Source organism: Cypionkella sinensis (assembly GCF_042646385.1).
GTDB classification, from domain to species: domain Bacteria; phylum Pseudomonadota; class Alphaproteobacteria; order Rhodobacterales; family Rhodobacteraceae; genus Cypionkella; species Cypionkella sinensis.
The window spans coordinates 460,917-486,220 of the sequence record NZ_JBHRTO010000001.1 but is presented as its reverse complement, the minus strand read 5'-3'; the positions used below and the strand labels follow the sequence as shown (position 1 = coordinate 486,220).

General features: G+C 62.7%; 23 protein-coding genes. 17 read left to right on the top strand and 6 right to left on the bottom strand.

The genetic code is table 11. The features are described from left to right. Positions 1-34 precede the first annotated feature (34 nt). Positions 35-457, bottom strand: coding sequence for an RNA polymerase-binding protein DksA (gene dksA, locus ACFOGH_RS02395; protein ID WP_380073952.1), 423 nt, complete (start codon positions 455-457; stop codon positions 35-37). 171 nt (positions 458-628) lie between these two features. On the opposite strand from dksA, the gene ACFOGH_RS02390 reads away from it, so the two are divergent. The 6 genes from ACFOGH_RS02390 to ACFOGH_RS02365 all read left to right on the top strand — a co-directional run bounded on the left by ACFOGH_RS02390 (position 629) and on the right by ACFOGH_RS02365 (position 7,398). Continuing rightward, a complete protein-coding gene (locus ACFOGH_RS02390) occupies positions 629-1,468 on the top strand; it encodes an AAA family ATPase (protein WP_380071452.1) in 840 nt (279 codons plus the stop codon). 1,000 nt (positions 1,469-2,468) lie between these two features. Then, positions 2,469-3,842: a DUF2927 domain-containing protein gene (locus ACFOGH_RS02385; RefSeq protein ID WP_380071451.1), complete on the top strand. Its 1,374-nt coding sequence runs from the start codon at positions 2,469-2,471 to the stop codon at positions 3,840-3,842. Positions 3,843-3,890: 48 nt separating this feature from the next. Next, positions 3,891-4,061, top strand: a complete 171-nt coding sequence (locus ACFOGH_RS02380; protein WP_380071450.1) for a hypothetical protein — start codon at positions 3,891-3,893, stop codon at positions 4,059-4,061. Between the two features lie 3 nt (positions 4,062-4,064). Next, entirely contained in the window at positions 4,065-5,246 is a 1,182-nt protein-coding gene (locus ACFOGH_RS02375) for a vWA domain-containing protein (RefSeq protein ID WP_380071449.1), read from the top strand. A gap of 375 nt (positions 5,247-5,621) precedes the next feature. Beyond that, the gene (locus ACFOGH_RS02370; RefSeq protein WP_380071448.1) at positions 5,622-6,305 is read left to right on the top strand and encodes a M48 family metallopeptidase; all 684 of its coding nucleotides are present in this window, start codon (positions 5,622-5,624) and stop codon (positions 6,303-6,305) included. Between the two features lie 61 nt (positions 6,306-6,366). After that, a complete protein-coding gene (locus ACFOGH_RS02365) occupies positions 6,367-7,398 on the top strand; it encodes an aromatic ring-hydroxylating oxygenase subunit alpha (RefSeq protein WP_380071447.1) in 1,032 nt (343 codons plus the stop codon). Positions 7,399-7,531: 133 nt separating this feature from the next. Here ACFOGH_RS02365 and ACFOGH_RS02360 read toward each other — a convergent pair whose 3' ends face one another. From ACFOGH_RS02360 to ACFOGH_RS02350, 3 genes are all read right to left on the bottom strand, one after another. Further along, positions 7,532-8,101 (bottom strand): RSP_2648 family PIN domain-containing protein, encoded by a 570-nt coding sequence (locus ACFOGH_RS02360; protein WP_380071446.1) that lies wholly within the window; start codon positions 8,099-8,101, stop codon positions 7,532-7,534. An 87-nt stretch (positions 8,102-8,188) separates the two neighbouring features. Beyond that, positions 8,189-9,445: an RSP_2647 family RNA methyltransferase gene (locus ACFOGH_RS02355; protein WP_380071445.1), complete on the bottom strand. Its 1,257-nt coding sequence runs from the start codon at positions 9,443-9,445 to the stop codon at positions 8,189-8,191. A 43-nt stretch (positions 9,446-9,488) separates the two neighbouring features. Beyond that, entirely contained in the window at positions 9,489-10,181 is a 693-nt protein-coding gene (locus ACFOGH_RS02350) for a DUF6778 family protein (RefSeq protein WP_380071444.1), read from the bottom strand. 256 nt (positions 10,182-10,437) lie between these two features. On the opposite strand from ACFOGH_RS02350, the gene edd reads away from it, so the two are divergent. Beyond that, positions 10,438-12,243, top strand: coding sequence for a phosphogluconate dehydratase (gene edd / locus ACFOGH_RS02345; RefSeq protein ID WP_380071443.1), 1,806 nt, complete (start codon positions 10,438-10,440; stop codon positions 12,241-12,243). A 118-nt stretch (positions 12,244-12,361) separates the two neighbouring features. After that, on the top strand, positions 12,362-13,000 hold the full coding sequence (gene eda / locus ACFOGH_RS02340; RefSeq protein ID WP_380071442.1) for a bifunctional 4-hydroxy-2-oxoglutarate aldolase/2-dehydro-3-deoxy-phosphogluconate aldolase: 639 nt from the start codon (positions 12,362-12,364) through the stop codon (positions 12,998-13,000). A 201-nt stretch (positions 13,001-13,201) separates the two neighbouring features. Here eda and ACFOGH_RS02335 read toward each other — a convergent pair whose 3' ends face one another. Continuing rightward, complete coding sequence (locus ACFOGH_RS02335; protein ID WP_380071441.1) at positions 13,202-13,477, bottom strand: hypothetical protein; 276 nt, start codon at positions 13,475-13,477, stop codon at positions 13,202-13,204. Positions 13,478-13,495: 18 nt separating this feature from the next. Beyond that, positions 13,496-16,282, bottom strand: a complete 2,787-nt coding sequence (locus ACFOGH_RS02330) for a [protein-PII] uridylyltransferase family protein (protein ID WP_380071440.1) — start codon at positions 16,280-16,282, stop codon at positions 13,496-13,498. Positions 16,283-16,424: 142 nt separating this feature from the next. Between ACFOGH_RS02330 and ACFOGH_RS02325 the strand changes: the two genes are divergently transcribed. From ACFOGH_RS02325 to ACFOGH_RS02285, 9 genes are all read left to right on the top strand, one after another. Further along, positions 16,425-16,889 (top strand): YbaK/EbsC family protein, encoded by a 465-nt coding sequence (locus ACFOGH_RS02325; RefSeq protein ID WP_380071439.1) that lies wholly within the window; start codon positions 16,425-16,427, stop codon positions 16,887-16,889. A gap of 253 nt (positions 16,890-17,142) precedes the next feature. Continuing rightward, positions 17,143-17,613, top strand: coding sequence for a DUF2852 domain-containing protein (locus ACFOGH_RS02320; RefSeq protein WP_380071438.1), 471 nt, complete (start codon positions 17,143-17,145; stop codon positions 17,611-17,613). Positions 17,614-17,763: 150 nt separating this feature from the next. Continuing rightward, the gene (locus tag ACFOGH_RS02315; protein WP_380071437.1) at positions 17,764-18,603 is read left to right on the top strand and encodes an arginyltransferase; all 840 of its coding nucleotides are present in this window, start codon (positions 17,764-17,766) and stop codon (positions 18,601-18,603) included. Beyond that, positions 18,600-18,974 carry a VOC family protein gene (locus ACFOGH_RS02310; RefSeq protein WP_380071436.1) on the top strand — a complete coding sequence of 125 codons (375 nt, stop codon included), beginning with the start codon at positions 18,600-18,602 and terminating at the stop codon, positions 18,972-18,974. The genes ACFOGH_RS02315 and ACFOGH_RS02310 overlap by 4 nt, the downstream gene beginning before the upstream one ends. A gap of 467 nt (positions 18,975-19,441) precedes the next feature. Then, entirely contained in the window at positions 19,442-21,196 is a 1,755-nt protein-coding gene (locus tag ACFOGH_RS02305; RefSeq protein ID WP_380071435.1) for an acetolactate synthase 3 large subunit, read from the top strand. Between the two features lie 67 nt (positions 21,197-21,263). Further along, on the top strand, positions 21,264-21,824 hold the full coding sequence (gene ilvN, locus ACFOGH_RS02300) for an acetolactate synthase small subunit (protein ID WP_380071434.1): 561 nt from the start codon (positions 21,264-21,266) through the stop codon (positions 21,822-21,824). 84 nt (positions 21,825-21,908) lie between these two features. Further along, entirely contained in the window at positions 21,909-23,882 is a 1,974-nt protein-coding gene (locus ACFOGH_RS02295) for a heme lyase CcmF/NrfE family subunit (RefSeq protein ID WP_380071433.1), read from the top strand. Beyond that, positions 23,879-24,328 carry a cytochrome c-type biogenesis protein gene (locus ACFOGH_RS02290; RefSeq protein ID WP_380071432.1) on the top strand — a complete coding sequence of 150 codons (450 nt, stop codon included), beginning with the start codon at positions 23,879-23,881 and terminating at the stop codon, positions 24,326-24,328. The genes ACFOGH_RS02295 and ACFOGH_RS02290 overlap by 4 nt, the downstream gene beginning before the upstream one ends. A 63-nt stretch (positions 24,329-24,391) precedes the next feature. Beyond that, entirely contained in the window at positions 24,392-25,159 is a 768-nt protein-coding gene (locus ACFOGH_RS02285; RefSeq protein ID WP_380071431.1) for an enoyl-CoA hydratase-related protein, read from the top strand. Positions 25,160-25,304 lie beyond the last annotated feature (145 nt).

Here is a 25,304-nt window from a genome sequence, read left to right as displayed (position 1 = left end):
TCTGTTTCGTATTGCTGTCTGGGCCGCAAGCGGCTCAATCGTCGCGGTGAACCTTCTCGCGGCGCTCGTGCTTTTCCTGCGCTTCCAGCGTCATCGTCGCGATGGGGCGCGCATCCAGCCGCTTGAGGCTGATCGGCTCGCCGGTCATTTCGCAGTAACCAAACTCGCCCGCATCAATCCGGCGCAAAGCCGCGTCGATCTTGGACACCAGCTTGCGCTGACGGTCGCGGGTGCGCAGTTCCAGCGCGCGGTCGGTTTCCTCCGAAGCCCGGTCGGCGATGTCAGGCACATTGCGGCCCGAGTCTTGCAGATTGTCGATGGTCTCGGCGGATTGGCCCAGCAGTTCTTGCTTCCAGGTGATCAACTTGCGGCGGAAATACTCCAACTGCCGGTCGTTCATGAAAGGCTCATCCTCGGCAGGACGATAATCGTCTGGCAAGAAGGTTTCGGCTTTCATCGCAGCACTCTCCCTTTTCTCAGGATGCGCTGCCAGGTGGGCTGTGGTCATGGCGCGCTCCTGCATGGGCGTGCATCTAAAGGAATCGGAAAGGATTGTCACTAGCGGTTGCGACAAATTCGCGTGGGCTTTAGGGTTTGTCTGACCTTTCTGCATTGGCTTGGGATTCCTATGAAATTTGCAACAACCGACCGCTATGTCGTGGCCGATGATCTGCGTATCGCGGTCAATGCAGCGGTGACATTGCAGCGCCCGCTGCTGGTAAAAGGCGAGCCTGGCACCGGCAAGACAGAACTCGCGCGGCAGGTGGCGCAGGCATTGGACATGCCGCTGATTGAGTGGCACGTGAAGTCCACAACCAAGGCGCAGCAGGGCCTTTACGAATACGATGCCGTCAGCCGCCTGCGCGACAGCCAGCTTGGCGAGGCGCGGGTGCATGATGTCTCGAACTACATCCGCCGCGGCAAGCTGTGGCAGGCGTTCGAGGCTCCTGCCCGCGTGGTCTTGCTGATTGATGAGATCGACAAGGCCGACATCGAATTTCCCAACGACCTTCTGCAAGAACTCGACCGGATGGAGTTTCATGTCTACGAAACCGGCGAAACCGTGCGCGCCGCGCATCGCCCGGTGGTGATCATCACCTCGAACAACGAAAAAGAGCTGCCCGACGCCTTCCTGCGCCGCTGTTTCTTTCACTACATCCGCTTTCCCGACGCCGATGTTCTGGCCGCCATCGTGCGCGTGCATTTCCCGGATATCAAACCCGCGCTGCTGACCACTGCGCTGACGCAATTCTTCGAAATTCGCGAAACGCCGGGTCTGAAGAAAAAGCCATCCACCAGTGAAGTGCTGGATTGGCTCAAGCTGCTGCTGGCCGAAGACCTTGCCCCCGAGGATCTCAAGCGCGACGGCAAGCACGCTTTGCCAAAACTGCACGGCGCACTTTTGAAGAACGAACAGGACGTGCATCTGTTCGAACGCCTCGCCTTCATGGCGCGCGGCCAGCGTTAAGTTAGGTCAATAGTCACGCGCTTGGATGCGCCGTGATCCGGGCGGAAACCGGAAACGCACCGCGTTTCCCCGCCCGCGTGTGCGGTTTCACCCTGTAGTCAGTGTCGCAAAAAACCCGGTGAGGCCAGCACCGGAACCGCATGGCGAAGGCGATGGCCTTCGCCAGATCGTCCCAACCGAATTTCGATCCATCCGAACGGCGGGCGGCAGGCTGATTGGGGCAAGCCCCGCACCCAATCGGAAACAATCACGGGTGGATCGCCAGATTGTGTAGCGAGAATCGAGAATCGGGCGATTCTGCCGTGGTTTAGCCATAGTCTTGACACAATCTAGTAACGCCAACCTTATAAATTGAAATATATTGAAACATTTCGCGATCCATTTGGGGATAATCTGGCGTTTCCAGCTTGGCAACCATCCATAGGTAGATTGGGCGATTTTGTTCAGATTCCTAAAGATTGACACGATCATGCCCGAAAACCGACACTGCAGACCTGTTGTCTCGCCTTTAGAGTGAGCTTCCTAACTGCAATGAGTTCCATGACTTACGCCTTGCCTTCGCAACCCGATCAAACCGCCTGCAAGGGTGGAATGGCTGGGGGCAACGGGCCTGCGGCTTTGGTGATCTGCCACCAACAGTCTGCAGTCGGGCGCGGTGGATCTGCCCCTGCGCTGCTGCGGCGCAAAGTGGCAATCATTGCAGCAGCGAGGCCCATGACTGGAGGCAGAGGTGCGACGGGACGCGCGCTCTGCTTGCCAAACCGGGCTTCTCATCCCGCCACAACCGTCGGTCTGCTCCGGCGCGCGTGGTGTGGGATGGGAAGTGACGGCGCGGGGAACGCGCAAGCATTGTGCCGGTCAGGCACGGCTTTGGCGGTGGATGCGGGGGCATCTGCCATCAAAGGTCTGACCGGAGTTTTGCGCGCGTCCCGCCGCGCTTCGCCAACAAAGACGGGGCCGCTGCGGCCTCGAAAACCCTGTATGAATGGTCTGCCAGCCCATGCGCCTGTTACCCCTTATCGCCGTTCTCGGCCTGACCGCCTGCTCACCCGCCCAACATGCACAGGTGTCCAAGAGCTACACTGACGCCGCCAGCACCGGGCTGGGATTACCCGCGATGCAGAATTTCGGCTCTGTCGCAACTTCGGCTGCGATGCGTCCGAATGCCGAGATTGCACGCGATTTCCTTGATCTGGAATTCCGCATGGAAAGCGGGCGTGCCATCCCCAGCTTTTCGCGGTTCGAAGGCCCGATCACCGTGCGGCTGACCGGCGATGTGCCTCCGACCGCCACAACCGAAATGTCGCGCCTTATCAGCCGCTTCCGCACCGAAGCTGGTCTGCCCGTCAGTTTTGCGCAACCCGCCGATAACGCCTCGATCACCGTCGAATTCCAGCCACGCGCCCAAATGGCCCGCGTGGTGCCGATGGCCGCCTGCTTTGTCGTGCCGCGCGTGCAGTCCTGGGCCGAATACAAGGCCGAGCGCAACGGCCCCAAGGTCGATTGGACCACGATGACCAAGCGCGAACATGTCGCGATCTTCGTGCCATCCGATGCCGCCCCGCAGGAAATCCGCGATTGCCTGAACGAAGAAACCGCGCAGGCGATGGGGCCGCTGAACGACCTCTACCACCTGCCCGATTCCGTGTTCAACGACGACAACTTCAACTCGGTGCTGACTGGCTTCGACATGCTGATGCTGCGGATGCACTACGCCCCCGCCCTGCGCAACGGCATGAACGAGGCCGAGGCCGCCAAACATGTGCCCGCCCTGCTGGCCCAGATGAACCCGCGCGGCGCAGGTGGCGTGCCTGACATCAAATCCATCGCTCCGCGGTCTTGGGTGGCGGCGGTCGAAGGGGCATTTGGTCCGCGTGGCGGCAATGCCGCGCGTCTGCGGGCGGCTGAAATGATGCGCTCGATTGCGATGGCGCAGGGCTGGCATGATGGTCGCCTTGCGTTCAGCAACTACGCCGTAGGCCGCTCATTGGCCAGCACCGATCCGGCACAGGCGGTGGCGGCCTTGTCCGAGGCCGGGCGGATCTACCGCAGCATTCCGGGCGCACAGGTGCATGTGGCGCATGTCGATATGCAACTGGCCGCGATTGCGCTGGCAGCGGGCCAGTCGGATCAGGCGATTGCCTTTGCCGACCGCGCCATTCCGGTGGTCAAGCGGGCCGAAAACGCCTCAATGCTGGCCACGCTGATGCTGATCAAGGCCGAAGCGCTTGAGAATGAAGGCCGCGCCGCAGAAGCCCGGAGCCTGCGTCTCGACAGTCTCGGCTGGGCGCGCTATGGCTTCGGCTCGGAACGTCAGGTGCGCGCCCGGATGGCAGAGATCGCCAATCTTGGGTCGCGCGGGCGTCGGGGATAACTTCGGGACATCGGTCTGTTGCGGCCTGTCCCAGCAAAGGGGCAGGCCGTGATCGTTTTGGCTGGGTTACTGATCGGGGCGGCTTATGGCGCACTCAGCGCAAAGCGCCGGGGCGGGCGCGGCTTGGATATGCTGCAATATGGCGCGGCCTATGCGATCCTGCTGGCGCTGATCGGGCTGTTTCTGACGATCTATCTGCACCGGACATTGGCGGGATAAGCGATGTTCCTGCCCTTCTTTCAAGCGTTGCGGAAAGAAGGCGTGCCCGTCAGTTTGCGCGAATATCTGGCGTTTCTGGAAGGGCTGGCGGCGGGTCTTGTCACCTATGACGCGGATGGGTTTTACCATCTGGGCCGTCTGACCATGGTGAAGGACGAGCGCCACATCGACCGCTATGATCGCGCTTTTTCGCGTAGTTTCAGCGGCTTGGACGCTGTTTCTGAAGCAGAGGTGTTGCAGGCGCTCGACCTGCCCGCCGCATGGCTGGAAAAGCTGGCGGAAAAGCATCTGACCCCCGAAGAACGCGAAAGCATCAAGGCCTTGGGCGGTTTCGACAAGCTGATGGAAACCCTCAAGCAACGTCTGGCCGAACAGAAAGGCCGCCATCAGGGCGGCAACAAATGGATCGGCACCGCAGGCACCTCGCCCTTTGGCGCCTACGGGTACAACCCCGAAGGCGTGCGCATCGGGCAGGATCAAAGCCGCCATCAACGCGCGGTCAAGGTCTGGGACAAGCGCGAGTTTCGCAATCTCGACGATCAGGTGGAACTTGGCACCCGCAACATCAAGGTGGCGCTGCGGCGCTTACGCAAATGGGCGCGCACGGGGGCTGCCGACGAGTTGGACCTTGACGGCACCATCCGCGCCACTGCCGAACATGGCTGGCTCGATGTGCAAACCCGCCCCGAACGCCGAAACGCCGTCAAGGTGTTGATCTTCTTCGATATCGGCGGCTCGATGGACCCTTACATCAAGGTGATGGAGGAATTGTTCTCTGCCGCCCGCGCCGAATTCAAGCATCTGGTGCCGTTCTACTTTCACAACTGCCTGTATGAAGGCGTGTGGCGCGACAACGCGCGGCGCTGGGATGCGCAGACGCCGACAGCGGAAGTGCTGCGCACCTATGGCGCTGATTACAAATGCATTTTCATAGGCGACGCCTCGATGAGCCCCTGCGAAATCCTGCATCCCGGCGGCGCGAACGAGCATTGGAACCCCGAATCCGGCCAAACCTGGCTGCAACGCGCCTGCGATCGCTGGCCGAACCACCTCTGGATCAACCCGGTGCCCGAGCCGCATTGGGGCTACACCCAATCCATCCGCCTGATCGCGCAGATTTTCGCAGGCCGCATGGTGCCGATGACGCTGGACGGCATCGCGCGCGGCATCAAGGAATTGCGCTAGGCTGGCTTGATGTTCACACGCCTGCCTCCGCCCAAGTCCGGGTGGAAACGGGAAGTCCGGGCGGAAACCGGAAACGCATCGCGTTTCCCCGCCCGCGTGAATGGTTTGGCCCTGTCATCAGTTCAACGCGCATCTCGCTAAGGCCAGTGCCCGACCCGGCGGGCGAGAAGCGCCCGCCATCGGCGGGTCGGGCGCTGGCCGGGCCTTTGAGGCCCGGCGGCTCAAGCGGCACTTGCACCGCTTGGCGAAGGCGATGGCCTTCGCCAGATTATCCGGGATGGCAGATTGTCCAATGTGGATGTCGACTGGCAAAAGCCCTCGCCTTGGCCAGAACGGGGCACTTGCCTGCACGCCCACATACCCCATATTGGGGGCATGTTGAAACTCCTCCCCGTCCTGCTGGCGATTGGCTACGCGCTTCTGATGTGGCGCTTTTCGGTCTGGCGCACCAAAACCATGCTGGCCCAGCAAAGCACGCCGCTGCGCGACCCTGCGCTGCAGGCGATGGCGCAAAAGATGGCAGCGGCGCTGGAGCTGCCGCAGATCAAGGTCAACGTCTATCAGATCGAAGCGGTCAACGGCCTTGCTGCCCCCGACGGCCAGATTTACCTGACCCAAGGCTTTCTCGACCGCAAAGCGCGCGGAGAGGTCTCGGATGCCGAACTCGCCTCGGTGATCGCGCACGAACTGGGCCACGTCGCCTTGGGTCACACCCGGCGGCGGATGATTGATTTCACCGGGCAGAACGCGGTTTTCGTGATGCTTTCTGCCCTGCTGAACCGCTTTCTGCCGGGGCTTGGCGTCTGGATCGCCAATCTGATCTCGGGTGCCTTGATGGCGCATATGTCGCGGCGTGATGAATTTGAGGCCGATGCTTATGCCGCAGCCCTGCTGATCAAATCCGGCATCGGTGTCGCCCCGCAAATCTCGCTGTTTCGCAAACTGTCTCGCCTCACGGGTGCCACAGGTGCCGGCACCCCCGCCTGGCTGCTCAGCCACCCCAAAACCGACGACCGCATCGCCGCGATCGAGGCGATGGCCGCCCGCTGGAACGCCTGATCAGGCGCTTGCCCGACTCCCCCCGATTTGCCATGCTCGGCCCAGCAAAAGGGATTCCCGCATGTCGCTCGACACTCCGCCCGTCCAATACCTGAACCTTGATCCGCAGCTTTACATCCGCGACGATATCTTCCAGCAGGAACGCCGCGAGATTTTTGCCCGCACATGGCAATTCATGGGGCCAGCACAATCGGTCGCAGCCCCCGGCCAATACCTTGCCATCGACATCGCCGGAACCCCGGTTTTCGCCATCCGCGGTCGCGACGGCAGCTTGCGCGGTTTCAAGAACGTCTGCCGCCACCGCGGCGCGAAACTGCTGGCCGATGGTCATGGGGAATGTGGCCTGATCGTCTGCCCCTACCACAAATGGAGCTTTGCCGACACCGGGCGGCTGGTGCAGGCACCGTGGTATGGCAAAGACCCCGCCATCATCCCCGAAGATTGGCCGCTGGAGCCTGTGCAGATCGCCGAATGGCGCGGCCTGCTGTTTGCCAGCCTCGACCCCGCCGAAAGCCTGCTCGATCAGTTGGGCGATCTGCCCGCCGAACTGGCAGATGAGCCGATGGAAAGCTACACCGCCACAGACAGCGCCAGCGTCCACTTCGATGCCAACTGGAAGATTTACACCGACAATTTTGTCGAGGGCTACCACATCCCCGGCACCCACCCCAGCTTTTACGCCGCCATCGAGTTTGAAGCGTTCGAGACCACCGCGCACAACGGTTTTGTCAAAATGACCGCGCCGCCGAAACAGGGGCTGTTCTATCGCGGCAAATGGCTGTGGATGTGGCCGAACTGGACGCTGTCGCTGTTTGACGGCGGCATGAACGTCAGCCGGATCAACCCGACCTCGCCGCATCACACCGACCAGCACTATCATTTCTTCTTTGCCGACACCGCGCCCGAGGCCGCCGAGGCACGCGCCAAATCGGTGGATGGCACCTTGGCGGTGGTGAAAGAAGATTACACCGTCTGCACCGAAACCCACCGCAACTATGCAGCCGGGGCCTACACTTCTGGGCCGCTCAGCGGGCGGCATGAAAAGGGTGTGCAGTATTTTCAGGAACATGTGGCGCGGGCATTGGCGCGCTGAACCGCGCCACGAAAACCCGCCTCTGCAGGGCAATCCAGCATCAAACCACAACATCTTGTGGTTTTTTCTGAAAACCTGCCAGAAAAACACAAGTCATTCCCATCTGGGAATGACCGCTGACGCAAGGCCCGCCTCAGATCAGACCGGATCGGCTGTCGGCCTCAGCCACCAGCGCCTTGGCCAGTTTCGGCAGTTGCGCCCGCTTCAACAGCTTGCGCAGCGGGATCGGCCCGCCATGCATCGCCTCCGCCGTGGCATGGACACGCGCCACCACTGCCGCCACCTGATCGGGGTGAAATGACCACAACTGCCACAGAAAGCCATCAGGGTCGCGCCGCTCGATGCCCTCTTCGGCCAGCACATGCCGCGGAAAATCCTGCGCGTTAAAGGTCACGATGCAATCGGCATGGCCGGCAATCGCCACCGCCAGCACATGCACATCGTTCGGGTCGGGCAGCAGCAACCGCGCCTCAATTGCCGGGGCTTCCCGCACCAGCGCGCGCGGGAAAGCCGCACGCGCCAGCGCCGCCTCGGTCTCGGCCTGCACCTGAGCAGCAGTCCCCAGCTTGGCCGTCGCCCGCGTCCATTCCCGCAAGATGCGGTCAGACCACAGCGCCTCAAACCGCCCCTCTGCCGCCACCCCCAGCAGGATTTCCCGCAGCACCGTCGGGTAAAGCACGCAGGCGTCGAGAACGGCTTTCATAGCGGTTTGTGTTTAAGTTGCATCGAAAAGCCCCCGTAGACTGGGGCGCTTTTCGATGCAGATTTCCACGGAAAAACACAAACCACTTCAGTCAAGCCGGAAGAACAAGGCCTTCAGATAACCGCTTTCCGCCAGTTGCGGCAGCATCGGATGATCGGGGCCGGCAAAGCCGGTGTGCAGCAACTGCCCCCGCCGACCACCCCGCCCAATCCCCCGCGCACTGGCATTGCGGAACGAGGCAAGGTCAGCGGCATGGCTGCACGAACACAAAACCAGATAGCCACCCGGTGCCACCAAAGGTGCCGCCAGTCGCGCGATCCGCTCATAAGCGCGCAAGCCAGCCTCCAACGCCGGTTTGGCCGGGGCAAAAGCCGGTGGATCGCAGATCACCAGATCAAACTGCGCCCCCTCCGCGCCCAGCGCCTCAAGAACCTCAAACGCATCGCCCTGACGCGTGCTGAAACGGTCGGCAAAGCCCGAAGCCTCTGCCCCCTGCCCCGCCAGCGCCAGCGCAGGCGCCGAGGCATCCACCGCGAGGGTCGAAGCCGCCCCACCCGCCAGCGCCGCAAGGCCAAAGCCGCCGACATGCGCAAACACATCCAGCACCCGCGCGCCTTTGGCAAGGCTGGCCGCAAAGGCATGGTTCGGGCGTTGGTCAAAGAACAAGCCGGTTTTCTGACCGCCGGTGACATCCGCCAGATAGGTGGCCCCGTTCATCGGCACCTGAATGGGGGCTGAAACCGCGCCCACCAGCACCAGATTTTCCTCGTTCAGTCCCTCCAGCCCGCGCGAACGCCCAGTGGCGTTTTTCACCACGGTCGTGACACCCGTCACCACCTGCAAGGCCGACACCAGAACATCCAGATGCGCCTCGGCCCAAACCGCATTGGGCTGAATAACCGCCACATCGCCAAAACGGTCAATCACGATGCCCGGCAGGCCATCGGCCTCGGCATGCACGAGCCGGTAGAACGGCTGGGCATAAAGGCGGTCGCGCAGGCTGAACGCCCGCGCAAGCTTGGCCTCAAACCACGCCTGATCCAGCACCGCGTCGGGGTTGCGGTCCAACATCCGCGCGATGATCTTGGATTTGGTGTTCACTGTGACCAGCCCCAGATCGCGCCGCTCGCCATCCACCAGAATGGCCAGCGCGCCGGGGGCCAGATTGCCCGTGCGGCGGTCCGTCACCAGCTCATCGGCATAGACCCACGGAAAGCCATGCCGCAAAGCGCGGGCTTCAGCCTTGGGGCGCAAGCGCACCACCGGATAGCGGCGGACGTTGGGTTCAGCGGAACCGTCTTCGGGGTCTTGCGGGGCGGGGGAATGGGAAATGGGGGCGCTCATGCCCCCCCATACTAAGATATCGGCGCTGTGAAAAGGCCCGAGGTTACTCCACCTGCGCCAGTTGTGCCGGGGTGCCATCAAACCGCGTCACCACTGCATCCGCAGGCAACACCGCCACCGGGGCAGACAATTCACGGCGGATCACTTCGGTCAGACGCTCGGTCACGACAACCTTCTGCGTCCGGCCAGCCTGTTCTTCGGCCACCGCACGATTACCGCCAGCGCCTTTGACATCGGCCACCACCAGACGCGGCCCTTGCAGGATCGCCCCCGAGGTCGCATCGCGCACCGTCATCATGAAGTGCATCGAATGGACGCCCCCAATGGTGTAGCGGGTCTTCTCGGTCAGGCAGTGAAACCGCACCACTTCCAGATCCACCATCACCGGCTCACCCGAATGCATGGTCGCCGTGCTGCGCGCTGCCGCGGTATCGAAGATCGCCTTGATCTGCGCATAGCGGTTGCCGGGTGCGTCGCCGCGCCAGACGATATCGGCCGAGGGGTGGAAGGTGTTGGCTTCCGACACTTTCAGCGTCTGCGGCACGATCACATTCACCGCCTTCACATCATATTCCGACTGCAGCATCACCGGCCCGCGCTGCGCTGGCCCCTGCGGCAAGCGCGAGGCCTGCGACAGATCCGACGAGACCTGGTTCTGCGTCGACATCGAAGTGGTTTGTGCACAGGCCGACAGACCCAAGGTCAGCACCAATGCGGAAATCAAAGCCTTCTTCATTGCATCACCCTTTGGTTGCCCCGCAGCCTTTAGACTAATCGGGCGTTAAGCAGATAAAGCCCCGCGATTGTGTCGGGTTTTGGGTGAACTTGGCGCGAAACCAAGGTATGATGGCGGTGCTTTCACGACCATGCCGCGCCAGCATCCTCTCCCACCGCCAGAACTTGTCCAAATTGCCACGCAAGCGGGTTGTTAGCGCTAACGGTATCTGATATACAATCGCCACGCAGCTTCCTTGCCATGCCTGAGGTGCCCGATGTCGCTAAACTCCACCATTGATCGCGTGACCGACCGCATCCGCGAGCGGTCTCTCAAGACGCGCGGGGATTATCTGGCAAGGCTGGCGGCAGCGGTGCAGCAGGGTCCGGCACGCGGGCATCTGGCTTGCGGCAATCAGGCCCATGCTTATGCGGCGATGGGGGATGACAAGGCGGCACTGGCGGCGGGGCGCAGCCCGAATATCGGCATCATCACCGCCTATAACGATATGCTCTCGGCGCATCAGCCCTATGAGGATTACCCCAAACTGATCCGCGAGGCTGCCCGCAAAGTCGGGGCTACGGCGCAGGTTGCGGGTGGCGTGCCTGCGATGTGTGACGGTGTGACCCAAGGGCAGGCCGGGATGGAGTTGTCGCTGTTCTCCCGCGATGTGATTGCCTTGGCCGCGGGCGTAGGCCTGTCGCACAACACTTTCGACGCGGCGCTGTTTCTGGGGGTCTGCGACAAGATCGTGCCCGGTCTGGTGATGGCGGCTGCGGCCTTTGGCCATATTCCGGTGGTGTTCGTGCCCGCGGGGCCGATGACCAGTGGCTTGCCGAATGACGAAAAATCACGCGTGCGCAATGCGTTCGCCACCGGGGCCGTGGGGCGCGAAGAACTGATGGCGGCCGAAATGGCCAGCTATCATGGCCCCGGCACCTGCACCTTCTACGGCACCGCCAACACCAATCAGATGCTGATGGAATTCATGGGCCTGCATCTGCCAGGCGCCTCTTTCGTCAACCCCAATACCCCCCTGCGCGAGGCCTTGACCACCCATGCGGTCGAGCGTGCGGTGGCGATCACCGCCCTTGGCAACGATTTCCGCCCCGCGGGTGAGGTGTTGGACGAACGCGCTTATGTGAACGGCCTTGTCGGTCTGATGGCGACGGGGGGGTCGACCAATCTGGTGCTGCACCTGCCTGCGATGGCGCGGGCCTCGGGCGTGCTGCTGGATCTGGAAGATTTCGACGATATCAGCCAAGCCGTACCGCTGATGGCAAAGGTCTACCCCAATGGTCTGGCCGATGTGAACCATTTCCACGCGGCAGGTGGGCTGTCATACATGATCGGGCAGTTGCTGGATCATGGCCTCCTGCATGGCGATGCCAAAACGGTGGCAGGCGATGGGTTGCGGCATTACCGATCCGAGCCGAAGCTGATTGACGGGCGGCTGACATGGGAGGCGGGCGCAAATCACACGTTGAACGACAAGATCCTGCGGCCTGCCGCCGATCCGTTCCAGCCCACCGGGGGCTTGCGGCAGTTGTCGGGCAATCTTGGCCGTGGCGTGATCAAGGTATCGGCCGTGGCACCCGAACGGCACATCATCGAAGCACCCTGCCGGATTTTCCACGACCAGAACGATGTGAAAGCCGCGTTCAAGGCCGGAGAGTTCACCTCTGACACTGTGGTTGTCGTGCGCTTCCAAGGCCCGCAAGCCAATGGGATGCCAGAATTGCACTCGCTGACGCCGATGTTGTCGGTCTGTCAGGATCGCGGGCTGAAAATGGCGCTGGTCACGGATGGCCGCATGTCAGGGGCCAGCGGCAAGGTGCCTGCGGCGATCCATGTCTCGCCCGAGGCGGCCAAGGGGGGGCCGCTGGCGCGGCTGCGCGACGGCGATATCGTGCGGCTGGATGCGGTGGCAGGCACGCTGTCGGTGCTGGCTGCCGATTTCGATGCCCGCGAGCCCGTGACCGCTGATCTGTCAGCCAACCGCCATGGCATTGGCCGCGAGTTGTTCGAAGCGTTCCGCCGCACGGTGGGCACTTCGGAAACCGGCGCGGCGGTGGTGATCTGAGTTTTGCCTCCGGCAGGAGTATTTAAGCCAAGATGAAGCCGCTTCACATTGGCCCAAATACTCCCGCCGGAGGCTTCTGCACTTGCAAACTGCCCCAGGCTTGGGGATGGAGAATCCGATGAACCCGACTGAACAATCCCGCCTTGCCGCTGAAATCTGCCGCCTTGCTCCGGTGGTGCCGGTGTTGGTGATCGACGATCTGGCCCATGCCAAACCATTGGCCGAGGCTTTGGTGAAGGGCGGTCTGCCCGCACTGGAAGTCACCCTGCGCACCGCTTGCGCGCTGGATGCGATCCGCGCCATGGCCGAAGTGCCGGGCGGCGTGGTGGGGGCTGGCACCTTGCTGACGCCTGCGGATGTGAAGGCCGCAAAGGCGGCGGGCGCGAAATTCGGCGTCTCGCCGGGGGCGACTGATCGCTTGTTGGATGCCTGCGCCGAATATGAGTTGCCGCTGCTGCCGGGGGCTGCCACGGCATCCGAGATCATGGCGCTGCTGGAAAAGGGCTATACGGTGCAAAAGTTCTTCCCTGCCGAACAGGCCGGGGGCGCGCCCTATCTGAAATCCATCGGCTCGCCGATCCCGCAGGTGTCGTTCTGCCCAACGGGCGGCATCAGCCTGAAGAATGCGCGCAATTATCTGGGGCTGAAGAACATTCTCTGCGTCGGCGGGTCTTGGGTAGCCCCGAAAGATGCGATGGCCAAGGGCGATTGGGCTGCGATCACCACGCTCGCCGCCGAGGCTGCAAGCTTGCGCTGATCTTCCCATCTGGGAATGACTTGTGGAAAATCGTCGAATTTTTGGCAAAATCTACCATATGTGGTAGGTTTTGCCGAATTGCGCTGTGCGAGGGCGTTTGAACCTGAGTGGGAATTGAAACCCACGCCACCCCGGACTTGATCCGGGGCCTCTTTTCATCACACATGAGGCCCCGGATCAAGTCCGGGGCGGCAGACCACGTCAGGGGGCCGAGGCAAAACGCCCGGCGCGGCCACCGCGGCGTTTCGGGTGTTCGGGGGCTGTCAGCGCCTCAGTCAGCACGCGGGTCATCGGGTGATCGGGGTTTGGCGTGCCGTAATGCGCAATCAGCGCGCGGATGCAATCGGTGGTGTTGACCACTACGGGCAAGCTGAGCACCCAGTCGATGAAGATCTGGCCGCATTCGCCGTAACTGATGCCTTCGATATTATAGCTTTCGCGCACCAGCCCTTTCGGGTCTGCTTCTGACAAATCCACTGCGCGTCTCCCCATAGATCACCCGTTCAGATGGGCTGAAATCACCCATTCTGCAAGTGCCGCCTTGCGCGCCAGCCGTTCGGTCAGGGCAGCAGAGCCTGCCTCGGTTTCCACCGCACCCACTTCGCGCAACAGAAACGCCCGCCCGCCCAGACCCAAAGTGTCAGGGTCAAGCGGTTTGTCTGACAGCAGTTTGCTGGCTGCCTGCACTTGCCAGAACAGCCTGTAGGCTTCCAGCAGCGCCGTCTGATCTGAATGCGACAGTTTGCCCTTGGATTCGCCCGCAGCGATCTGGCGTTCGACCCCGCGGGCGGGGCTGGCGGTTTGCAGCGCCAGCGTTTGCGCCAGAAGTTCGATGTCCATCATCCGCCCCGGCCCGAATTTCGCATCCCACCCGCCTGCGCCGGGTTTGGCATCGGCAAGCCGGGCGCGCATCTCGGCCACGTCTTTGCACACCGATGCGCCCTGCCCTTTCAGCGCGATGATCTCACGCCGCAGGGTTTCCACCTCGGTCGCGAGATCGGGCGCACCGGCCAGCACGCGGGCACGGGTCAGCGCCAGATGCTCCCATGTCCAGGCCTCGGTCATCTGGTAATCGCGGAACGAGGTGATCGAGGTGGCGACCGGCCCCTGCCGCCCCGACGGGCGAAGCCGCACATCGACCTCGTAAAGCCGGCCTTCCGCCATTTGCGCCGACAGCGCCGTCACCATCGCCTGCGTCAGCCGCGCGTAATAGGCGCGCGCGGCAAGGGGGCGTTTGCCATCCGAGTTTTCCACCCCTGCCGCATCATAGATCATGATCAGATCAAGATCCGAGCCCGCATTCAGCCGCCCCGCCCCCATGCTGCCCATGCCTAGCACCACCGCGCCGCGCCCCGGTGGGGGGCCATGGCGGGTGGCAAAATCGGCGACGACCACCGGCCAGAGTGCGGCAATCACCGCCTCGGCGAGGTCAGCGTATTGCTTGCCCGCCTCGAACCCGTCGATCAGCCCGCGCAGGTGATGCACGCCGATGCGGAAATGCCATTCCTTCATCCAGCGCCGCGCGGCATCGAGTTTACGCTCGTAGTCGGCGTTTTCGGTCAGCCTGCGCGCCAGTTCCGCGCCCAGCGCCGCCACTCCGGGCCAGGCGGCAAAGAACGACCCGCCGATCACCGCATCCAGCACGCTGGCGTTGCGCGACAGATAGCGGGCCAAGGCGGGCGAGGTGCCTGCGATGTCGATGATCAGATCAACCAGTTGCGGATTGGCCTCGAACAGTGAGAAAATCTGCACGCCCGAAGGCAGCCCCGCCAGAAAGCCATCCAGCGCCACCAGCGCCTCATCCGGATTGGCAGCGCGGGCGAGGCGTTTCAGCAGCACCGGGCGCAGGCGCTGAAAGATCGCCTGTGCGCGGTCGGATCGCAGCGCGGGGTAGCTGGCCCAGCCCTTGACGATGGCTTTGGCATGGTCAGAAAGCTCTGGCCCGGTCTCGACCGCGCTGGGGGCGAAGAAGCCTTCGGTCAGACGATCGGTGCTGGCGAGGCGTGCCAGCAGATCGCGGCGGAAGCTGGCCTCATCCTGACCGCAGAAGGCGGCAATGCGGGCGATACCCTCGGCGGTGACGGGCAGGTTATGGGTTTGCTCGTCATTCACCATCTGGATGCGGTGTTCCAGATCGCGGTGCTGGGTGTAAAGCTGCGACAGATCGGTGGCGACATGGGCAGGCAGCCAGTCTTTCGCCGCCAGTGCCGCCAGCCCGCCCAAGGTGGTGCGGTCGCGCAGCGATGGATCGCGGCCACCGGCAATCAACTGCCGGGTCTGGGTGAAGAACTCGATCTCGCGGATGCCGCCTTGGCCGAGTTTCATGTTGTGGCCCTCGACCACCACAGCGCCGTTCAGGCCGCGGTGTTCGCGAATGCGCAGGCGCATGTCATGCGCATCCTGAATCGCGGCGAAATCCAGATGCTTGCGCCAGACGAACGGCGTCAGTGCCGACAGAAACCGATTGCCCGCCGCGATGTCGCCGCCACAGGGGCGCGCCTTGATATAGGCGGCACGCTCCCATGTGCGGCCTTGCGCCTCGTAATAGGCTTCGGCGGCGGCCATCGACAGGCAGACCGGCATTACAGAGGCATCCGGGCGCAGGCGCAGATCGGTGCGGAACACATAGCCCTCGGCGGTGATGTCCGACAGCATGGCCGCCATCTTGCGGGTGACGCGGATGAAGGCGGCGCGGGCCTCTTGCCAATCGGCGCCGTAGCGATCCTGATCGAACAGGCAGATCAGGTCGATATCCGAGGAATAGTTCAACTCGCCCGCGCCCATCTTGCCCATGGCAAGGCTGACCATGCCAGCCGAGGTGGCGGCATCATCAGGCGTGGCACCGGGCAACTTGCCGCGGCGGATTTCCTCGGCCACCAGACGCTGCATCGCCAGATCAACCGCGCGGTCGGCCAGATCGGTCAGCGCGCCTGTCACCTGCATCAGCGACCACACCCCGCCCAGATCGGCCAGCGCCGTCAGCAAGGCCACCCGGCGCTTGGCTTGGCGCAGGGCGTTTGGCAAAGCATCCAGCGCCACCTCGTTCAGCGCCACCATGACGCCGGTAAAGACGGTTTCCGGCGCAAGGCTGAGTGCCACGCGCAGCCAAGGTGCCTCGCGCAACATCAGCGCCTTCAAGTAAGGGCTGCATCCAGCGGTATTGGCCAGCAGATCGCGCAATTCGGGCGCAAGATCGGCGAAGCTGGCGGCAATATCGGTCGCCTGATCGCGGTCATAGGCGATGGGCTGGCGGGTCAGGCGGGCGGCGAAATTCTGGCTCATCCGCGCAGTTTGCGGTCAGCTTGGCGCAGGGTCAACGGGCGATCCGATCAGGGTGTGCAAAACCGCGGTCTGACCGGATGGGGTTGAGCATGGGGCGCGAATGGCTTTCTATGCCGCCCAACCCCAAAGGCATGAGGATAACATGAGCAAAAGTTTGGCGCGGGTGGTGGCGGCAATGCAGGCGCATGGCGTGGCGGGTGCGCCGCTGGAGATGCCGGGAGAGACCCGCACCGCAGAGCAAGCGGCGCAGGCGGCGGGTTGCGCGTTGGATCAGATCGTGAAGTCGATCATTTTTGGCGGGCAGCGCGGCATGTATCTGTTTCTGACGGCGGGCGGCAATCAGGTGGATGCCGTCCGCGCAAGTGCTTTGGCGGGTGAGACGCTGGGGCGGGCCGATGCCGCACAGGTGCGGGCGGTGACGGGTTTTGCCATTGGCGGCGTTTCGCCCTTGGGGCATCTGACCGCCCTGCCGATCTGGATGGACCCCACCCTACTGCGCTTTCCGGTGGTTTGGGCGGCAGCCGGGACGCCGCGACACATCTTTGCCGTGCCGCCCTTGCAGTTGCAGCAGATCACCGAGGCGGTTGTGGCCGCGTTCGCGGCCTGACGGTTCAACCCCACACCACCGCATTTCCAAAGCCGCCCCGGACTTGATCCGGGGCCTCCTCGCCGCAAAGCAGAGGCCCCGGATCAAGTCCGGGGCGGCGTGGGAATAGGGTTCGGCGGGTTTTCGCGCGGATTTGCGCTGCGCAGCCGGTTTATGTAAATATCTTTCACATAACCCTTGAAAGCGGGGCGATGGCTGCGCATCTTGGCTCATGTGAAAGACATTCACATACACTTCAACCGGGAGACCGCCGATGAACACCAGCTCGACCACCGCCCCTTCCTCCGGCGGACTCTTTTCCTTCCTGCGCCGCGCCGAGGCTTGGCTGGATGATCGGGGCAGATTTGCCTGGATCGCCGCCATGGTGCTTGGCTTTATCTTCATCTGGCCCGTGGGCCTGGCCTTGCTGGCCTATATGATCTGGAGCAAACGCATGTTCAGAGGTTCTTCTTGTGCCGAGCGCCGTGGGCGCCATTTTGAACGTCACGGCAACCCTTGGGGCGGCCATGCGGCGATGCGCACCTCGGGCAATGCGGCGTTTGACGCCTACAAAACCGACATGCTGCGTCGGCTGGAAGATGAGCAGGTGGCATTTGAGTCGTTCCTGCAGCGCCTGCGTGAAGCCAAGGACAAGTCCGAGTTCGACAGCTTTATGGAAGATCGCGCCCGTGCGGCTTCGGCTCCGGCAAACCCGACTGAAGTGGCGCGTCCGGGCGAATACTGATCGCCGCACTGCATTGAGCAAATTGCCCCCCGGTTCAGGCCGGGGGGCTTTTTTTGGCGCAGTTGCCGCAGGTTCCGCCCTCTGATTGCGCTTGGCGGCGGCGATTGGCCTTGCTAGGGTGACGCATCCAAAACCGTGCAGTCCGAGATAATGCGCCACACCCTTCCGATTGCGCCACAATTCTATGTCACGGCCCCGCAGCCCTGCCCCTATCTGGATGGCCGGATGGAGCGGAAGCTGTTCACCGCGCTGCAAGGCGATCAGGCGCAAAGGCTGAATGACTCGCTGTCGAAACAGGGATTCCGGCGGTCGCAGAATGTGCTGTATCGGCCGTCTTGTGCGGAATGTTCGGCCTGTTTGTCGGCGCGTATCCGCGTGGCGGATTTCAAGCCCAGCCGCACCCAGCGCCGGATTTTGAAAAACGCCGCGCATTTGCGCCGCAACGCGACCAGCCCCTGGGCGACCGAGGATCAGTTCGCGCTGTTCCGCCGCTATCTGGATGCCCGCCACGCTGATGGCGGGATGGCGGATATGGATGTGTTCGAATTTGCCGCGATGATCGAGGAAACCCCGATCAAAAGCCGGGTGATCGAATATACCCGCGCCGCAGGCCCCGGTGAACGTGGGCGGCCCTTGGCCTGTGTGGCGCTGACGGATGTGTTCGATGACGGGCTGTCGATGGTTTACAGCTTTTACGACCCCGACATGATTGATCTGTCGCTTGGCACCTTTGCCATTCTGGACCATATCGCCATCGCGCAAGAAGCCGGGCTGCCTTACGTCTACTTGGGCTATTGGGTGCCGGGCAGCCGCAAGATGGGCTACAAGGCCGGGTTCAACGCGCTGGAGATTTTCAAGCACGGCGCGTGGCAGGATATTGGCGACCCTGCCGATCACCGGGCCGAGTTGCATCCGCTGTCGGTTGACCCGATTGCCGAGCAGGTGGCGCGGATCTCGCTGCCCGAGGCGCGGTCTGTGCCGCGCGAATGATAGGGGCATTGGCACTCGTTGTGCCCGACTATGACAGTGCGATCCGGTTTTTCTGCGATGGCCTGGGCTTTCGGCTGACAGCAGACATTGATCAAGGCGACAAGCGTTGGGTGACGGTGCAGCCTGCGGGCGGTGGCGTGCAGATCGTGTTGGCGCAGGCGGTTGGTGCGCGGCAGCAGGCGGCGGTGGGCGATCAGGCCGGGGGCCGGGTCTGGCTGTTCTTGCACAGCGATGATTTTGGCCGTGACGCGGCCCGGATCACCGCGGCGGGTGGCGTGTTTGAAGAAGCACCGCGGCATGAGGACTATGGCATCGTCGCGGTATGGCGTGATCCTTGGGGCAACCGTTGGGATTTGCTGCAACCGGCATAAGCCGCGCGTTGAGCGGATTTCGGGCCTATCCCAGCTGGGAATGACTTGTGGCTATCGCCACGCTGGACCACAAGATATAGCAACTTGCATCAGGCGGGCGTTTCGCAGCGCAGCCATCTGGTGATGTGTTCAGCGGCGTCCGATGACCTCGAATCGCCAGAGTCTTGCGGCCAATACCCAGTTTCATTGCTAAAATTACTTCTAAGCATGTCTTTTCGTAATTTAAGTTCAAAAATCTTGCCTCAAGCGACACTTTCCGTGTCGATTTGCAGTTGACGCCCCTGCCCCGCCGCCATAGTTTCCCGGCGAAGCTGATGGAGGTTGGAATGCTGAGCATTCTCGTAGTCGTAGGGATAAAGCGCATGGGCCGGTAACGGTTAGACCATCAGGTTTCCCATGCGCCCCCGAGTAACCTCCGGGGGCTTTTTGTTGAACAAAGGCCAGTGGGCCGAACGTAGGAAAAGATCATGACTCGTCAGATGACCGGAGCACAGATGGTGGTTCAAGCCCTGAAGGATCAGGGTGTTGAAGTCGTATTCGGCTATCCCGGTGGCGCGGTGCTTCCGATCTATGACGAGATTTTCCAGCAGAATGACATCCGCCACATTCTGGTGCGCCACGAACAAGGTGCCATCCATATGGCAGAGGGTTACGCGCGATCCACCGGCAAGGTGGGCGTGGCCTTGGTGACATCTGGCCCCGGTGCGACCAATGCGGTGACGGGGCTGACCGATGCGCTGCTGGATAGCATCCCGCTGGTGGTGTTGTCGGGGCAAGTGCCGACCTTCATGATCGGCACCGATGCGTTCCAAGAGGCCGATACCATTGGCATCACCCGGCCCTGCACCAAGCATAACTGGCTGGTGAAGGACACCGACAAGCTGTCGGAAACCATCCATCAGGCGTTTCATGTCGCCAGCCACGGCCGCCCCGGCCCGGTGCTGATCGACATTCCGAAAGATGTGCAGTTTGCGACCGGCACCTATACCCCGATCGAAACCTCGCGCGTGTCGCATTACGTGCCGAAAACCAAAGGCGACCCGGAAGCCATCGCGGCCATGGTCGAGATGATGGAAACCGCCGAGCGCCCGGTGTTCTACACCGGCGGCGGCGTGATCAACTCGGGCGTCAAGGCCAGCCAACTGCTGCGTGAATTCGTGGCGGCGACCGGCTTTCCGATCACCTCGACCCTGATGGGTCTGGGCGCTTATCCGGCATCGGGCAAGAACTGGTTGGGCATGTTGGGGATGCACGGGCTGTATGAGGCCAATCTGGCGATGCATGGCTGCGATCTGATGATCAACATTGGCGCGCGGTTTGACGACCGGATTACCGGGCGGATTGCCGATTTCTCGCCAAAGTCAAAGAAGGTGCATGTCGATATTGACCCGTCCTCGATCAACAAGGTGATCCGGGTGAATGTGGGCATCGTGGGCGACGTGGGCGAGGTTCTGGCCGAGGCTTTGGCCTTGTGGAAGTCGCGCGGATCGAAGGTGAACAAGGAAGGGCTGGCGAAGTGGTGGGCGCAGATCGCGCAGTGGCAGGCGGTGAAGTGTCTGGGCTACAAAGGCTCGACCAAGGTGATCAAGCCGCAATACGCGCTGGAGCGCCTGGAAGCGCTGACCAAGGGGATGGATCGCTACATCACCACCGAAGTCGGCCAGCATCAGATGTGGGCCGCGCAGTATATGGGCTTTGAAGAGCCGAACCGTTGGATGACCTCTGGGGGCCTCGGGACGATGGGTTATGGCTTGCCTGCATCGGTGGGCGTGCAGATAGCGCATCCTGACAGCCTGGTGATCAACGTCGCCGGGGAAGCCTCGTGGTTGATGAACATGCAGGAAATGGGCACGGCGATGCAGTTCCGTGCCCCAGTGAAGCAGTTCATCCTGAACAACGAGCGGTTGGGGATGGTGCGGCAGTGGCAGGAATTGCTGCATGGCGAGCGCTATTCGCAAAGCTGGTCGGAAAGCTTGCCGGATTTCGTCAAGCTGGCCGAGGCTTTTGGCTGCAAGGGTATTCAGGTGTCTGACCCCGCCGATCTGGATGATGCGATCATGGAGATGATCCGCTATGACGGCCCGTTCATCTTTGATTGCCGGGTGGAAAAGCACGAGAATTGCTTCCCAATGATCCCGTCAGGCAAGCCGCATAACGAGATGCTTTTGGGCGATGCCGATACCCAAGGGGTGATCAAGGCGGCTGGCGCGGTGCTGGTGTGAGATGTCGAACCGGGGGTTTCACACCCCCGGACCCCCGTGGGATATTTTTACAGAGAGGATGACCAAGATGTCTCCGCTAAACATCAAGAAAAGCGCGTCCAGCCATTCGGCTTATGAGTTGCGCGACCCGAATGCGCCGGTGATCGAGACGCATACTCTGGCCGTGATCGTGGAAAACGAGCCGGGGGTTCTGGCCCGCGTGATCGGGCTGTTCACCGCGCGCGGCTATAACATCGACAGCCTGACGGTGGCCGAGGTCGATCACAACTCGCACCGCAGCCGGATCACCGTGGTGACGACCGGCACGCCGGAAGTGATCGTGCAGATCAAGGCGCAGCTGGCGCGGATGGTGCCGGTTTATGAAGTGCATGATCTGACGGTTGAAGGGCCTTCGGTGCAGCGGGAACTGGCGCTGCTGAAGGTGGCAGGCAAGGGCGAGGCGCGGATCGAGGCTTTGCGCTTGGCCGAGATTTTCCGTGCGCATGTGGTGGACAGCACGCTGGAGAGTTTCGTGTTCGAGATGACCGGCACGCCGGAAAAGATCGACAGTTTTGCCGAATTGATGCGGCCCTTGGGCCTGCGGGAAATGGCGCGGACGGGCGTTGCGGCGCTGGCGCGCGGGGTTTGAGAGTAACGGCTGCGCGACATTGCCGCGCAGCCCATTTCCGCGCCGCCGGTTGTCCTCTATACAAGGGCTAACCGGGAGGCCGCGATGATCATTGAATTCGGACATTTCTGCTTGGTGCTGGCCTTTGTGGTGGCGCTGGTGCAGACCACCCTGCCGCTGTGGGGGGCGCATCGCGGCGATGCGCGGCTGATGGCAGTGGCGGACCCGGCGGCGGTGGTGCAGTTCTTGCTGATCGCCACCAGTTTTGCGGCGCTGACTTACGGCTTTGTCACCTCGGACTTTTCCCTGAAGCTGGTGGTGGAAAATTCGCATACCGCGAAGCCGATGCTTTACAAGGTTGCGGGGGTCTGGGGCAACCATGAGGGATCGTTGCTGCTGTGGGTGCTTATTTTGGCGACCTTTGGCGCTTGTGCGGTGTGGTTTGGCGGCAATCTTCCGGCGCGGTTGAAGGCGCGGGTGCTGGCGGTGCAAGGCTCGATAGGCGTCGCGTTCATGGCCTTCATGCTGTGGACATCGAACCCGTTCCTGCGGCTGGAAAATCCGCCACTGAATGGCAATGACCTGAACCCCTTGCTGCAAGACCCCGGTTTGGCGTTTCACCCGCCGTTTTTGTATCTGGGTTATGTCGGGCTTTCGATGAGCTTTTCCTTCGCCATCGCGGCGCTGCTGGAGGGCCGTGTTGATGCGGCCTGGGGGCGCTGGGTGCGGCCCTGGACCCTCGCCGCATGGATCTTTTTGACCATTGGCATCGCAATGGGCTCGTGGTGGGCGTATTACGAACTCGGCTGGGGCGGGTTCTGGTTCTGGGACCCGGTGGAGAACGCAAGCTTCATGCCGTGGCTGATCTCGGCCGCGCTGCTGCACTCGGCCATCGTGGTGGAAAAGCGCGAAAGTCTGAAGGCTTGGACGATTCTGCTGGCGATTTTGGCGTTTGGCTTCAGCCTGACCGGCACGTTCATCGTGCGCTCGGGCGTGATCACATCTGTGCACGCCTTTGCCAATGATCCGGCGCGGGGGGTGTTTATCCTCGGGATTCTGGGCATCTTCATGGGCGGGGCGCTGACGCTGTTTGCTGCCCGCGCGAGCGTGCTGGAGGCCAAGGGCGTGTTTGCCGTGGTCAGCCGCGAAACCGCGCTGGTGGCGAACAATCTGCTTTTGGCGGTGTCGGCCTTTGTGGTGTTCACCGGCACGATCTGGCCGCTGATTGCGGAGTTGGTGTTCGCACGCAAGCTGTCGGTCGGCCCGCCGTTCTTTGACGCGGCCTTCACGCCGTTCATGGTGGTGCTGGCGATCATTCTGCCCGTGGGGGCGATGCTGCCGTGGAAACGCGCCGAAATCCGCCGCGCGATCCGGCCTTTGCGCGGGGCTTTGGTGCTGGCTGTGGCGGTCGGCCTGCTGGTTTATGCGGTGCAAACCGGCAAATCTGCGCTGGGTCCAATCGGGGCGGCTTTGGGTGCCTGGGTGGTGATGGGCGCGTTGGTCGATCTGTGGACACGGCTGGGGCGCGGCAGCCTGGGCGAGCGGTTGGGGCGGCTGACCCGCCTGCCCCGCGCCGATCTGGGCAAGATGCTGGCGCATTCCGGCATGGGGGTGACGATCTTTGCCGTCGCCGCGATGACGGCTTGGGTGACGGAAGACATTCGCACAGTGAAGATCGGCGAAAGCTTTGCCTTGGGCGGTTATGAAGTAACTTTGGCTGCGGTGAACAAGGTAGAGGGGCCGAATTACCATTCCACCATGGCGGATATGATCGTGCGCAAGGGTGGCGTTCAGGTCGCCAGCCTGCATCCCGAAAAGCGGATGTATCCGGTGGCGGGGATGCCGACGACCGAGGCTGCGATTGACCAAGGCGTGTTCCGCGATCTCTATCTGGTGATTGGCGACGCGCAGGATGATGGCGGCTATGCGGTGCGCAGCTATATCAAGCCATTTGCCAACTGGATCTGGGGCGGCGCGTTGCTGATGGCCCTGGGCGGCATCCTGAGCCTGTCGGATCGGCGGTTCCGGGTGGCGGCGGGTGCGCGGCGGACTGCCCCTGTGGCGGTGGCGGCAGAATGATGCGCGGGCTGGTTCTGGCGCTGGCGCTGCTGGCCTCGCCCGCCTTTGCGGTGCAGCCGGGGGAAATGCTGACCGATCCGGGGCTTGAGGCGCGGGCGCGGGAGATTTCGCGCAACCTGCGTTGCCCGGTGTGTCAGGGCGAGGATATTGACGATTCCAACGCGCCGATCAGCCGGGATTTGCGGCTTGCCGTGCGCGAGCGGTTGGTTGCGGGCGATACCGATGCGCAGGTGGTCGATTACATCGTGGCGCGCTACGGCGAGTTTGTGCTGTTCCAGCCGCGCGCCGAGGGGGCCAATCTGATCTTGTGGCTGGCGGGGCCGGCGATGCTGCTGGCGGGGGCTGCGATTGCCTTTGCGATGACGCGCAGGCGGGCGGTGGCGGCTGAGGCCGAGGCGCTGAGCGAGGCTGACAAGGCGCGGCTGGCCGAACTGACCCAGAAGTGACGCGGGGTTTCGCTGGCCCCCTGCCCCTGCCCTGATAGTCTGACGGGCATCAGGGGGGCTTTGATGTATCAGCAGATTACGTATCAGGTGGACGCAGGCGTGGCGGTGATCACGCTCAATCGGCCCGAAGTGATGAACGCTTTGTCGGCACGGTTGCGGGCTGAAATGCTGGAGACAGTGCTGCGCGCCGGGTCCGAGGCGCGGGTGCTGGTGATCACTGGCGCGGGGCGGGCGTTTTGTTCGGGGCAGGATCTGGGCGATGCGGGAGCGGCGCTGGATCTGGAAAAGGTGCTGAACGAGGAATACGTGCCGCTGCTGAAGGCGATCACCGATTGCCCGGTGCCGACAATTTCGGCGGTGCAAGGGGCGGCGGCGGGGGCTGGCGCCAATCTGGCGCTGGCGGCGGATGTGGTGATCGCGGCGGAAAGCGCCAGTTTCATTCAGGCGTTCACACGGATCGGCCTCGTGCCCGATGCCGGGGGCAGCTACTGGCTGCCGCGTCAGATCGGGCTTGCGCGCGCGATGGGGTCGGTTCTGTTCGCCGATAAGGTGAGCGCGCGGCAGGCGGCGGAGTGGGGCATGATCTATGAATGCGTGCCAGATCAGGATTTTGCGGCGCACTGGCAAGCGCGGGCGCTGCGCTTGGCGCAGGGGCCGACGCTGGCCTATCGCGGGGTGAAAACCGCACTGCGGGCGTCATTTGGCAATGATCTGGACGCGCAACTGGCGCTGGAGGCACGGTTGCAGGGGGAATGTGGTGCGACCGCCGATTTCCGCGAGGGTGTCGCGGCGTTTTTGGAAAAGCGCGCGGCAAAGTTCCGCGGGATCTGAACCCAACAAGCGGCTTCATCTTGGCTCAAATACTCCCGCCGGAGGCATCCGACGCTGGCCGCAGGAGCCTCCGGCGGGAGTATTTGAGCCAAGATGAAGCCATGGGCGCTGTTCGCATGCGTGGGGCGCAAATTTTAATCAAATT